Consider the following 11,499-nt stretch of genomic DNA (forward strand, 5'->3'; position numbering starts at 1 on the left):
CGTCAGACTCCTAGGAGGGAACGCTCCGGTGGGGCGTGCGTATGGACGATACGGGGTGGGCGTGACCGAGCGGGGCAGGGCCGACCGTGCCGCTCCGGGCGAGACGGGGCTGGGTGTGACGGATCACGGCGTCCATCGCGCACGCACGGCAACGGGGGACGGGGCGGATGGGCGACAGCACGGCAACGATCAGCGGCGGGACGATGGGCCGGCGCGTGCGGTGCCGCGGCACGTAGCCTGCGTGATGGACGGCAACGGCCGCTGGGCTCAGCGGCGTTCGCTTCCACGAACGGCGGGCCATCGGGCTGCCGAAACCACCGTCATCGACATCATCGAGGCGGCCCGGGCGGCCGGAGTCGAGTGGCTCAGTCTGTACGCCTTCTCCACCGAGAACTGGAACCGCCCCGGCACCGAGGTCGACTACCTGATGCGCATGGTCCGCCGGGTTGTGCGCAAGCACGCACCGCTGCTTCTCGCTCGCGGCATCCGCTGCCGCTTCCTCGGGGCCACCGACCCGCGCATCCCCCGGGAGCTGGCCCAGGACTTCGACGATCTGGCGACGCTGACCGCCGACAACCAGGGGATGACGCTCACCGTCGCCTTCGACCACGGCGGACGCCGAGACATCGTCGAGGCCGCCAAGTCGCTGATTCGCAACGGGACACCCGCCGATGATGTGACCGAGCGGCTCTTCGCGGACCATCTGCCGTTTCCCGACACCCCCGACGTCGACCTCGTCATCCGCACCTCCGGCGAGCAGCGCATCTCCAACTTCATGCTCTGGCAGGTCGCCTACGCCGAGTGGGTGTTCCCCGAGGTGCTCTGGCCAGACTTCCGGGCCCCTGACTTCCTCACCTGCCTGCACACCTACCGGCGCCGTGACCGCCGCTTCGGCGGCGTGCCGCCCCAGACGAACGGAGACCCGTCATGACGACTGGAACCACGGGAACGGCCGACAAGGCACCCCTGTTCGGCCCGGAATCACAGTTCCGCGCCTTCTTCGACGACCCGCGCTGGGCGCTGGCCATGATCCGCGCCACCGTGCTGGAGGCCGCCCACCCGCAGATCGGCGCCGCCCTCGCCGACAACTCCACCTTCGTCGCCCACCCCTGGCGTCGGCTGCGCAACACCTTCCTCAGCATGCGGCGCATGTTCAATGCCGATCCAGCCGTACGTGAACGGGAGGCCGCCCGGCTCAACAGGCTGCACGCCCGCATGAGCGGCTCCGACACCCGCGGCCGCTCCTACGACGCCATGGACCGCGCGGCCCGCGCCTGGGTGGTCGCCACCCTCTACGAGAGCGCCGTCACCATGTGCCGACTGAGCGGTCAGCCGCTCGACCAAGACACCATGGAGCGCATGTACGCCGAGTACCGCGCCTTCCTCGCCGCGCTCGACGGCGATGCCGGGGAACTCCCCGAGGACCTGAACGACTTCTGGCGGTACTTCGACCGGGTCGTCGAGGACGAGCTGGAGAACACCGAGGCGGCCCGCATCATTCTCTACCGGCTCTTCGACCACTTGCCCGCCCCGGCACTGCTCGACAGCGCGCCGACGCTGTGGGCGGCCGGCCGGGCCGTCGTCGGTCCGCTCCTCGGCGCGATCACCGTCGCCTCGCTTCCCGAGCCCTACCGGCGCAGGGCCGGCCTGCCCGAGATGCCCGGCGCCCCGACCCTCATGCAGGGTGCCTACCTCGCCGCCGGGCTCACCCGTTTCCTGCCCGAGGGCTGGATCAATGCCGAAACCATCATCGAGACCCTCTCCCTCTCACCGGACAGCGATGACCCCCGCGCCCGGACCGTGACCGCGCTGCGCGCCCGCATGAAGCGGGCATCGGCCCTGCTCCGCCTCCTCACACCACTGAACGGTGACACGGGCCCCGACCCGGTCCCGGCTAGCTCGGCGGCGGCAGAGGGCCAGCGCTCGGCGGAGGAGTTTTTCCGTCAGGTGCTGGACCAGACCGGCGACGGCCACCTCGACTGGCCTGACCTCGCCGCCATGGCACGCGAACTGGCCACCCGCCTTGACCTGGACGAACCCGAGGAGACCCGGCTCTACGACGCCTTCGCCGCCTGGTGGCGCGAGCTCCAGGCCGCCCTCGACACGGACGGTGACGGCCGTGTCAGCGCCGACGAGTACGCCGCCGCCGTACCCTCCCTCGCCGGTCCCGCGCTCATCCGCGTCGCCGAGGTGCTCTTCGACGCCACCGACAAGGACGGCAGCGGGACCATCAACGCGGACGAACACCGGGCGCTCTTCCGCACCGCCTTCCACCGCGACCTCACCACCACAGACGGCAGCTACGGCCGCAGCGCCTTCGTGGGCGACTTCCTTTCCTTCATGTCCGGCCGCCGCAAGAACACCGCGTATGACCCCCTTCTCGCCGACGCCTGACGAACTCGTGCATGTTGGCGGCCACGGTTGCACGCTTCGTACCCACGTCCGGATTTGCGGCTCAGGTCGTGGCGAAATCTCCTCGAGCGGCAGGACCTCCTGGGCGCGCGCTTCTCATCCACGCACTCGTCGCTCTGGTGGCGTCGGCAGCTAGGAGCTGTCCGGCCGATCATTGATGGCGTGCTCTAGCCGCTACTTGAGGCGCCTGTGACGGCAGCCTGAAGCCGATTGCCAGGGGTCTACTGGTGCGCGACCATCCTCGGATGGATACAGATGAGGGCCGGAAGCTTGCGCGGGTTGTGCAGACGTGTTCTGCCTATCCGTCGCAGTGGGATGCCTGGACGGCAGGCGGCCAGTACTTGTATCTCCGATACCGGCATGGCGAGGGCTGCGTCGAGTGGCATCCCGACCCTGACTTCGATGACAGTCTGGAGTCGTGGAACGAGGGCCGCTCGGGGCTCCTGATCGAATGGGACGACGGCACCGGTAGCGGTGTCATCAGTCTTGAGGACTTCCTCGCGGCAGCGGGCCTGGCGTTGGCGCCGGGCGCCTCGGTGCGCTGACGTCGCGGCACGCGGTCAGGTGCGGAGCCAGATGACCAGGGCGGCCGCGGTGACGGTGCCGAGGAAGACGTACCCGCGCTTGTCGTAACGGGTCGCGACGGCACGGGAGTTCTTGAGCTTGTTGATGGCCCGCTCGACGGTGTTGCGCTTCTTGTACCGGTCCTCGTCGAAGCCTGGCGGCCGTCCGCCGCGCGCTCCTTTGCGTAGGCGGGCGGCCTGGCTGTCGGCCTTCTCCGGGATCATGTGCCGGATGCCGCGGCACCGCAGATACTGACGGCAGGGACCGTTGCTGTAAGCCTTATCGGCCGCGACGCTGTCGGGCTTCTTGCGGGGTCTGCCCGACCCGAGCCGGAGGACCCGGATCTTCTCCAGCACCGGAACGAACTGGGTGCAGTCGGCCCGCTGCCCCGGCGTGACGATCAGAGACATTGGGCGGCAGTGGCCGTCCGCGCTCAGGTGAATCCTGCTGGTGAAGCCGCCGCGTGAACGGCCCAGGCCCTCGCCTCCTGCGCCATCTCCACCAGCCGGCCGACGAGGCTCTGCCACGGTGTTTCGTCCTGGTGTTCCACCATCTCGTCCCCCTTTGGCGCGGCAAGGGTTGGCGGCGGATCGGTGCGGGCGCCCGCCGCGTGCTGGTGGGCGCGCACGATGGTGGAGTCCACCGAGATGTCCCAGTCGATCTCGCCGGCCGCGTCGGCCGCAGCCTGGACCTGTTGCAGCAGCCGTTCCCAGGTGCCGTCGGCCGACCAGAGCCGGTGGTGGCTACGTAGGTCAGAACGAAGAGCACTTGTCGGTGGGCGCTGGGAACAGATGGCTGCTGCTGGGCCGTCGAATTTTGATGAGAATCAGCAACGGTCCTGGGCCACGGAATCGTGATGTCGTCAACGTGTCGACGTCCGTATCCTTCGGTGGGTGAGTCTGATCGAGGTGGGGCCAGGGCAAGCTGAGCTCGTCGTGCGGGGGCCGGGGGCGCTGGCGGCCTCTGTCCGGTTGTTCGACTGGTCGCGTGCGGATGAGTACGAGTCCGTCTTCGCGGTGGAGGCCGTTGCTGATGGTGTGCGTGCACGGCTCGAGAATGTGACCCTCACCGTCTGGGATGACATGAGCGAGTTCTTCGACGGCCTCGCGCGCGACTTTCGTGGCTGGGAGGGGGAGCGGGTTTGGATCAACAATCATCTGGTCGTGACGGCGGCCTTCGGCTCGGGTGGTCATGTGTATCTGGACTGGACGCTTCGGTCCGGCTTCTTTCCCGGTGACTGGAAGTGCACGGTGACGACCGTGATCGAAGCCGGTGAAGGGATGACAGCTGTAGCTGCGGACCTGCGGGAATTTCTGCGCCAGGGGTAAGTCGCCCACGTCGCCCGGCAGGCACTCCCGCGTCCGGTTCAGCCGACGGCCTGCTGCTCAGCGCGGGCGCGGGTGGTGGCGAGACGGTAGGAGTCGGTGCCAGTCTCGATGATGTTGCCGCCGAAGGTGAGGCGGTCGACGATGGCCGCGCAGAGGCGGGGGTCGGTGAAGGTCTTGGTCCAACCGCTGAAGGACTCGTTGGAGGCGATGGCGACGCTGTGAAGCGCTCCGGGCCTGTTGGAGGCTCGATTCCCTGAGAGGATCGAGTTCATGGCCCGTCCTTCCCCTTACCCTGCCGAGCTTCGTGAGCGTGCGGTGCGCATGGTCGCGGAGATCCGTCCCAACTATCCGACGGAGTGGGCCGCGATGAAGGCGGTCGCCGCGAAGCTGGGTATCGGTGCCGCCGAGACGGTGCGGACTTGGGTCCGCAAGGCCCAGGTCGACGCCGGCCACCGCCCCGGTGTGACCTCGGAGGAGGCAGCGGAGATCAAGCGACTGAAGGCCGAGAACGCCGAACTACGGAGGGCGAACGAAATCCTCAGGGCGGCTTCAGCTTTCTTCGCGGCCGAGCTCGACCGGCCGTCGAAGCGCTCGTAGCGTTCATCGACGAGCACCGGCAGGTGTTCGGGGTCGAGCCGATCTGCAGAGTCCTCACCAGTCACGGACTGAAGATCGCCACGAGCACCTACTACGCCGCCAGGAAGCGGACGCCCAGTGCGCGGTCGGTGCGGGATGCGGAGCTGAAAACGCAGATCAGCCGCGTCCACGCCGACAACTTCAGCGTCTACGGGGTGCGGAAGGTCTGGAGACAGCTGCACCGCGAAGGCATACCAGTGGCCCGTTGCACCGTCACCCGGCTGATGCGCGACCTCGGCCTCCAGGGCGTCCGACGCGGCCGCGGTACCCGCACCACCATCCGCGACGACGGCCACGATCGGGCCGGTGACCTGCTGCAACGCGACTTCACCGCCTCATATCCGAACGAGCGGTGGGTCGCCGACTTCACCTACGTGGCCACCTGGTCCGGGATCGTCTACGTCGCCTTCGTCGTCGACGTGTTCTCCCGGGCGATCGTCGGCTGGTCCGCGGCCACCAGCAAGCGGGCCAAGCTCGTCCTAGACGCTCTCGATATGGCGTTATGGCGCCGCGACCGAGCCGGAAACCCGGTCGGACCTGGGCTGATACATCATTCCGATGCGGGCAGTCAGGTACACGTCGTTCGCCTTCACCGCCCACCTCCTCGAGGCCGGCATCGACGCCTCGATCGGCACCGTCGGCGACGCCCTGGACAACGCCCTCATGGAGTCCCAGCTCGGCCTTTACAAGACCGAGCTGATCAAGCCCCGCAAGCCGTGGCACGGCCTGCCCGACGTCGAGCTCGCGACCGCGGAATGGGTCGACTGGTTCAACAACCAGCGTCTGCATACTGCGATCGGGACCATCCCACCCCACGAACACGAGACCAACTACTACGCTCGACACCAGCCCCAACCGGCGGCTGGAGCCAACGCATAGAGCCTCCACCGATCCCGGAGCGCTTCACTGGGCTTGAGTCTCCCGTGGGGGGAGGCACGAAGGTGCAGGCATGGACGGCGACACGCTCTTCACGATCGGGGCCCTGGCCCGGCGGACCGGGCTGACGGTCAAGACCATTCGGTTCTACTCCGACACCGGAATCGTGCCGCCGACGGACCGCAGCCCGGCTGGCTACCGTCTCTATGACATCGGCGCACTGGCGCGTCTGGATCTGGTACGCACCCTGCGTGACCTGGGGCTCGACCTTGCTGTCATCCGGCAGGTGCTGGACCGGGAGGTCTCGGTGCCCGAGGTCGCGGCCGCACACGCCGACGCCCTGGAGGCGCAGATCCGCACTCTGCGACTGCGGCGCGCGGTACTGCGAGCGGTGGCCAAAAGGGGCTCCACCCCCGAGGAAATGGACCTCATGCACAAGCTTGCCAAGCTCTCCGACGACGAACGCCGACGTTTCATCAATGACTTCATCGACGACACCTTCGGCGGGTTCGACGCCAACGCCGACTTCGTGGACATGATGCGCTCGGCCATGCCTGAGCTGCCGGACGACCCCGAACCCAATCAGGTCGATGCCTGGGTGGAACTCGCCGAGCTCACCCAGGACCCCGACTTCCGTGCCGCCGTCCGCCGCATGGCGGAGTACCAGGCAGCCGAGCGCGCTCAAGGCGACGTCACCGGCTTGCATCACGACCTCACCGAGACCGTCCGCGACACCGTCGGCCGCGCGCTCGATGTCGGCATCGCTCCAGCCTCGGCCGAGGCCACACCCATCCTCGACGCTCTTACCGCCCGTTACGCCCAAACCTTCAGCCGCGCCGACGACGCCGACTTGCGCCACTGGCTGCTGACACGCCTGGAGATCGCTGGCGACCCCCGCGCGGAACGCTACTGGCACCTGCTGGCCGTCATCAACGGATGGCCCGTCCCGCCCAGCCTGGCACCGGTGTTCACGTGGTTCACAGAAGCCCTGCGCACTCACACCCCGCAGCAGTCCCGCGTGCAGTAGTCCCACGCCTGACGGGGGTCTGTGTAGCGAACGGTGGAACTCGGTCGGATTTGTTCAGCGGCGACGGCCGACCGCCTTCGCTGCGCCGTGGGCCCAGCCCGCAACGACTGCGCCGATCACAATGGCGAGAACGTAGACGGTGATGCCGGCTGCGAATCCGCCTGGCAGCCAGCCGAGCAGGCCGGCGTTGTCGTGATCGATGAGCTGGCGAATTGCTCCCTGCGCCCCAAGGGCGAGAAGAACCACACCGAGGCCCTCAAGGATGTCGTACTTCATGTGATGCCTTCCAGATCTCCAGAACGTCGCCATCGCGCAGCAGCACTCCACCGGGGGCGCCCTCCACACCGCCATGGCCGTCGGTGGGACGGTTACAGTGCACTTGCACTGTAATAAGGCGGAACCTCGTTTGCAATGCAGATGCATGGTAAACGGCCAGGGAGGAGGCGCAATGCCGAAGATCGTGAACCATGAGGAGCGCAGGAGGCGCCTGGTCGACGCCGTCTGGTCGCTGGCCGTCCGGGGCGGCATTGAGCAGGTGACGCTGCGCAAGGTGGCCGACGAAGCAGGCGTCTCCATGGGGCAGGTGCAGCACTACTACTCCTCGATGCAGGCCCTGATTCGCGATGCGCTCGACCGAGCGGTGCGAGCCGTGAACGCCAACATCGAGAACGAGGTCAGGGCAGCCGGCGTAACCAGCCCGGAAGCCGTGCTCCGTACATGCCTCCATGCCCTGATCAACGCTGACCAGGAGAGCATGCGGCTCATGCGGTTCTCCCTGGCAGCAGCGGGGCGGGCCGTATCCGACCCGACGATGGCCCGGGTCCTGGCTCCGGGCGACGACGAACTGCTCTCCTTCACCGCCGGGCTCATCGCTGCGGCCCGGCAGGCGCGAGGCAGCGAACCTCGCGGCGAAGAGCGCGTCGACGCCGACATCTGCTGGTCACTCGCTACGAGTCTCGGAGTGGACGTCGCCCTTGGGTATCGCTCACCGGATGCCGCCAGACGCGTGCTCGGCTATCACATCGATCAGATCCTGGGATCGGACCAGCGCGAGGCAACGGCCTGAGGCAGCAGACGTACTCGTCCGTCGACCACTGAGCAGTGTGCATCGTGAAGTTGCAGGTCACGGGCCTGGCGTGAGTCGTCTTCGGGATTCTCGGGCTGGTCGTGGGCGGATTCCTCTCGGGAAGATCATCGGTCAGCGGGCGATTTCGCGGTTGGTCAGCACCAGCAGGGCCCTGACCAGGGCGGTCGCCGACTTCGGGTCGGTGCGGAGCTTGGTGAGGACGCGCCAGTTCTTCAGGTGGGCGAAGCCGTGCTCAACCGGGGCGCGGACTGAGGCCAGCACGGTGTTCGACAGTTTCTGGCCGGGGCCAGGGGCCGGCTGCGGGCCGTCTTGTAGCCGGTGATCACGGCCGGGTCGGCGTCCGGGTCGTCGTTGTCGTCGAGGCCGATGAAGCCCAGGTCGGCGATGACGCCGAGGCCGGTCGCGCGCAGATGGGCGGTGAGGTGGTTGTGCCGGCAGGCGGTGATCTCCGAGGTGCGTCCGGGCCGGGCCGCGGAGACCCGGAGCAGCCGGCCACGATCGTCGGTGAGTGCGATCAGGGGAAGTCCGTGGCATGTGCTCTTACCGGAGTAGTTCTTCCGGTTCGCGTCTCCGGTGCGGCGTCGGGTGCGTATCAGTGAGCCGTCCAGCAGTACGATGCCGCCGCCCGTTCGGGTGATCTTCTTGAGCGCGCGGTCCAGGCGCGGGGCGCGGGCGGCCAGCAGGCCGACGACCTCGTGCACCCACCGGCTCACGGTGGTGCGGTGGATGCCGTTGCCGCCGGCCAGGTCTCCGGGCCGCTGGTCACAGCGCAGCACCGCCAGCACGATCCCGGTGATCTTCCCGGCGGGCAGCGCCCGCCACGGCGAGCGGATCTTCGTGCAGTGGCCGCGGATCAGATCGGTGGGATAGTTCAAGGTGGCGCTCGACAGCGGCAGGCGGGCGGTGTAAACAAGGCCGCCAGGGCCCTCGACGGTTTCGTTGTTTCTCTTCACACCAAACTCAACTGCCGCCGGAAGCCCGCGGGTTACGCCCACCCGCTCTGAGCCCAGCGACTACGGGCGTACGGTGAACCTGCCGTCACCCCGCTGATGCAGCCAGCCGCGACCGGCCAGCTTGGTCAACTTCCCGCGCAGCGGCTCCAGCTTGCCCCGCACTCCGGTGTCCAGACCCAACGCCTCACCGACGGCCCGGGTGGCGACCGGCCCGCCGGCCTGCCGCACGGCGGCCAGGATGCGCTGGTAGTCCGCCGGCAGCGCGGACTCGGCCACCCCTGACACCCGGTCCGGGACCAGCCGCACCGGCCCGACCCGCCACCTGCACCACCGGCGACCCGCCCGTTGCCCGCTCATCAGCGAGCTGCTCGCTCATCCGCTGCCACACCCGCACCGCCACGGCCGGCTCGTCCCGCTCAGCCCGCACCTCGGACAGCTGCTTGACCAGCTGCTCTTCGAGTTCATCCAGCTCCGCGCGGCGCGCGGTGATCCGCTCATGCACCTCGGGGTCCACCATGCGCCGCAGCGTACGAGTGCAACCCGAGACGGCGGACGAGAAACCGCAAAACCCGCACCTACCGGACGATCTACGCCCCAAACTGTCGTCTTACCGAGCAGCCCCGGCGTCAGGCCGTCCGGATCCGGTCCCGCACCTCCGGCCGCACCTCGAACCCGGCCGCCTTGTACGTGGCGACGCCGCCGACGTTGGAACTCGGCGTGCATACACGTACGCTCGACGAGCCCATCTCCCGCAGCGCGGCCGCCCCGGCCACGGTGATCGCCCGGCCATAGCCGCGCCCACGGTGGTCCTCGTGGACGCCCATCGGCTCGACCAGCCCCGGCTTCCCCGGGCCGGCCGACCACACCGTCACCACCGCCGCCACGCTGCCCTGGTCGTCATAGGCGCCCAGGCAGCGGGCGTCGGCGTAGAACGGCCCCGCCGACATCGCGTGCCAGTACTCGCGCGTAGGCCTCGAGGTGTTGAACGCCGACCGCAGGACGTCGGCGAAGTCCTGCGCGTGCTCCGGGCCGATCGACTTGATCCGCACGCCGGGGCCCTCCACCGGCTCGGTGAGGTCGCGGAAGAGCGGCGTCCACGGCTCGTCGACGCCCCACCCCTCCTCGCTCAGCAGGTCGTGGAGCAGCAGGCCCAGCGGCGCCTCGACGGACACCGCTCCTTCCGGCAGTACGCCGCGCTCAGGCAGCGAGAAGTCCTCGACGAGCCGCCGCGCCAAGTCCTCATCCTGGAAAGCGTCCGGAGCGGCCGTCATCCGCACCAGCGTCGGCGAGTCCAGCATCCCGACCGCGAGAATCCGCCCGTCCCGACTCCAGGTCCGGATCACCGCGGCCGTCTCGGCCGTTCCGAACCGGTAGTTCCAGCCGATGTCCCCGGGATGCAACTGCATCGGCGCTTCGTCGTGCTGCCACACCCGCAGCGCGGCCATGGCCTTGCGTACCCCGTCGACAGTCGGCGTACCCAGCACAATCGTCATAGCCGGGATCAGACACCCCGTCCCGAAGGTCCGCAACCGATTAACCGGGCCGGGCCGCTGCTCCCGCAGCGGCCCGGCCAAGAGCTTCTGCTCCCGCAATGGCCCGGCAGCTTCGGTGCCCCCCGTTCCGCACGGCGCGCGGTGATCCGCTCATGCACCTCGGGGTCCACCATGCGCCGAGCGTACGAGCGCAACCCGAGACGGCGGGCGAGAAATCGCAAAACCCGCACCTACCAGACGGTCTACACCTCAGACTGCCGCCCACGACCAGCACGAGTACGCCGAAGACAACTCACGCCAGACCCGTGACCAGCACCTTCACGATGCACACCACTTTCTGGGGCGGTGGATCGCCGACGCCCGCCGCTTCTACGCTTGCGGGGACATGGACGAGGAGCGCATCGCGCAGCTCGAAAAGCTCGGCATGATCTGGTCGCACTACGACGTCGCCTGGGAAGAGAGTCTGGCTGCCGCCCGAGGGTGGGCCAAGGAGAACGGGCACCTGCTGGCACCGACCAACGTCAGGGACTGCAAATCGTTCGGTGTAACTCCCGATCATGGAGGATGCATCGATGACCAGTGAGAACGTGGCCGAGCAGGACGCTGTCGAGTCGGCACCGGCTGTATCGGCGAAGGCCGTGGACGACCAGCTGATCGACGAGCTGGCGAGCCGGGCCCAGGCCGAGGGCCTGCAGCTGACCGGCGAGGGCGGGCTGCTGCAACAGCTGACCAAGCGGTTGCTGGAGTCCGCCCTGGAAGGCGAAATCACCGACCACCTCGGCTATGACAAGCACGATCCGGCGGGCAAGAACGGCGGCAACTCCCGCAACGGCACACGCTCCAAGACGGTGCTGACCGACGTCGGCCCGGTGGAGATAACCGTGCCCCGCGACCGCGACGACTCCTTCGAACCGAAGATCGTCAAGAAGCGGCAGAAGCGCCTGACCGGGGTCGACGAGATGGTCATCTCGCTGGCCGCGAAGGGCCTGACCACCGGCGAGGTGCAGGCCCACCTGGCCGAGGTCTATGGCGCCGAGGTCTCCCGCCAGACCATCTCCACCATTACCGACAAGGTGCTGGAGGGCATGGCCGAGTGGCAGAGCAGGCCCCTCGACCCGGTCTA

General features: G+C 68.4%; 11 protein-coding genes, 4 pseudogenes and 1 other annotated feature. Of the genes and pseudogenes, 9 read left to right on the plus strand and 6 right to left on the minus strand.

From position 1 onward, the window contains the following. Positions 1-220: 220 nt before the first annotated feature. The 3 genes from uppS (at position 221) to FHS37_RS33700 (ending at position 2,957) form a co-directional block, all read left to right on the plus strand. A complete protein-coding gene (uppS, locus tag FHS37_RS33690) occupies positions 221-931 on the plus strand; it encodes a polyprenyl diphosphate synthase (RefSeq protein WP_268254627.1) in 711 nt (236 codons plus the stop codon). After that, positions 928-2,394: an oxygenase MpaB family protein gene (locus FHS37_RS33695; protein ID WP_184828257.1), complete on the plus strand. Its 1,467-nt coding sequence runs from the start codon at positions 928-930 to the stop codon at positions 2,392-2,394. The genes uppS and FHS37_RS33695 overlap by 4 nt, the downstream gene beginning before the upstream one ends. Before the next feature lie 263 nt (positions 2,395-2,657). After that, positions 2,658-2,957 carry a hypothetical protein gene (locus tag FHS37_RS33700; protein WP_184828259.1) on the plus strand — a complete coding sequence of 100 codons (300 nt, stop codon included), beginning with the start codon at positions 2,658-2,660 and terminating at the stop codon, positions 2,955-2,957. A gap of 15 nt (positions 2,958-2,972) precedes the next feature. Here the strand turns inward: FHS37_RS33700 and FHS37_RS33705 are convergent. Continuing rightward, positions 2,973-3,715: pseudogene (locus tag FHS37_RS33705) on the minus strand (IS5 family transposase); the annotation flags it as partial. Between the two features lie 154 nt (positions 3,716-3,869). Between FHS37_RS33705 and FHS37_RS33715 the strand changes: the two are divergent. Further along, positions 3,870-4,304 (plus strand): DUF6228 family protein, encoded by a 435-nt coding sequence (locus FHS37_RS33715; RefSeq protein WP_184828263.1) that lies wholly within the window; start codon positions 3,870-3,872, stop codon positions 4,302-4,304. A gap of 38 nt (positions 4,305-4,342) precedes the next feature. On the opposite strand, the pseudogene FHS37_RS33720 reads toward FHS37_RS33715, so the two are convergent. Then, positions 4,343-4,525 (minus strand): annotated as a pseudogene (locus tag FHS37_RS33720) (ATP-binding protein); the annotation flags it as partial. 49 nt (positions 4,526-4,574) lie between these two features. On the opposite strand from FHS37_RS33720, the pseudogene FHS37_RS33725 reads away from it, so the two are divergent. Further along, positions 4,575-5,819: pseudogene (locus FHS37_RS33725) on the plus strand (IS3 family transposase). Further along, positions 4,856-4,984, plus strand: a sequence feature (AL1L pseudoknot). (Overlaps the previous pseudogene by 129 nt.) A gap of 70 nt (positions 5,820-5,889) precedes the next feature. Next, positions 5,890-6,843 carry a MerR family transcriptional regulator gene (locus FHS37_RS33730; RefSeq protein ID WP_184828265.1) on the plus strand — a complete coding sequence of 318 codons (954 nt, stop codon included), beginning with the start codon at positions 5,890-5,892 and terminating at the stop codon, positions 6,841-6,843. A gap of 54 nt (positions 6,844-6,897) precedes the next feature. On the opposite strand, the gene FHS37_RS33735 is transcribed toward FHS37_RS33730, so the two are convergent. Further along, complete coding sequence (locus FHS37_RS33735) at positions 6,898-7,119, minus strand: hypothetical protein (protein WP_184828267.1); 222 nt, start codon at positions 7,117-7,119, stop codon at positions 6,898-6,900. 172 nt (positions 7,120-7,291) lie between these two features. Here FHS37_RS33735 and FHS37_RS33740 point away from each other — a divergent pair, with 172 nt between their 5' ends. Beyond that, a complete protein-coding gene (locus tag FHS37_RS33740; RefSeq protein ID WP_184828269.1) occupies positions 7,292-7,909 on the plus strand; it encodes a TetR/AcrR family transcriptional regulator in 618 nt (205 codons plus the stop codon). A 132-nt stretch (positions 7,910-8,041) separates the two neighbouring features. Here FHS37_RS33740 and FHS37_RS33745 read toward each other — a convergent pair. The 3 genes and pseudogenes from FHS37_RS33745 to FHS37_RS33755 all read right to left on the minus strand — a co-directional run bounded on the left by FHS37_RS33745 (position 8,042) and on the right by FHS37_RS33755 (position 10,376). After that, positions 8,042-8,883, minus strand: a pseudogene (locus tag FHS37_RS33745) (transposase family protein). A gap of 60 nt (positions 8,884-8,943) precedes the next feature. Next, positions 8,944-9,159 carry a hypothetical protein gene (locus tag FHS37_RS33750; protein WP_229890318.1) on the minus strand — a complete coding sequence of 72 codons (216 nt, stop codon included), beginning with the start codon at positions 9,157-9,159 and terminating at the stop codon, positions 8,944-8,946. 350 nt (positions 9,160-9,509) lie between these two features. Beyond that, complete coding sequence (locus FHS37_RS33755; protein ID WP_184828271.1) at positions 9,510-10,376, minus strand: GNAT family N-acetyltransferase; 867 nt, start codon at positions 10,374-10,376, stop codon at positions 9,510-9,512. Between the two features lie 337 nt (positions 10,377-10,713). Between FHS37_RS33755 and FHS37_RS33760 the strand changes: the two genes are divergently transcribed. Together FHS37_RS33760 and FHS37_RS33765 are read left to right on the plus strand one after the other, a co-directional pair. Further along, a complete protein-coding gene (locus FHS37_RS33760; RefSeq protein WP_446001700.1) occupies positions 10,714-10,959 on the plus strand; it encodes a Helicase associated domain protein in 246 nt (81 codons plus the stop codon). Beyond that, positions 10,949-11,499, plus strand: a 551-nt coding sequence (locus FHS37_RS33765) for a transposase (protein ID WP_184828273.1), incomplete at its 3' end; no start/stop codon positions are given. The genes FHS37_RS33760 and FHS37_RS33765, both read left to right, overlap by 11 nt.

This window comes from Streptomyces griseomycini (assembly GCF_014203535.1).
In the GTDB taxonomy this organism is placed as follows: domain Bacteria; phylum Actinomycetota; class Actinomycetes; order Streptomycetales; family Streptomycetaceae; genus Streptomyces; species Streptomyces griseomycini.

Coding starts and splice junctions, on each gene's coding strand:
- FHS37_RS33755 (WP_184828271.1), bottom strand. CDS start 10,376: ATGACGATTGTGCTGGGTACGCCGACTGTCGACGGGGTACGCAAGGCC.
- FHS37_RS33735 (WP_184828267.1), bottom strand. CDS start 7,119: ATGAAGTACGACATCCTTGAGGGCCTCGGTGTGGTTCTTCTCGCCCTT.
- FHS37_RS33695 (WP_184828257.1), top strand. CDS start 928: ATGACGACTGGAACCACGGGAACGGCCGACAAGGCACCCCTGTTCGGC.
- FHS37_RS33700 (WP_184828259.1), top strand. CDS start 2,658: ATGGATACAGATGAGGGCCGGAAGCTTGCGCGGGTTGTGCAGACGTGT.
- FHS37_RS33730 (WP_184828265.1), top strand. CDS start 5,890: ATGGACGGCGACACGCTCTTCACGATCGGGGCCCTGGCCCGGCGGACC.
- FHS37_RS33740 (WP_184828269.1), top strand. CDS start 7,292: ATGCCGAAGATCGTGAACCATGAGGAGCGCAGGAGGCGCCTGGTCGAC.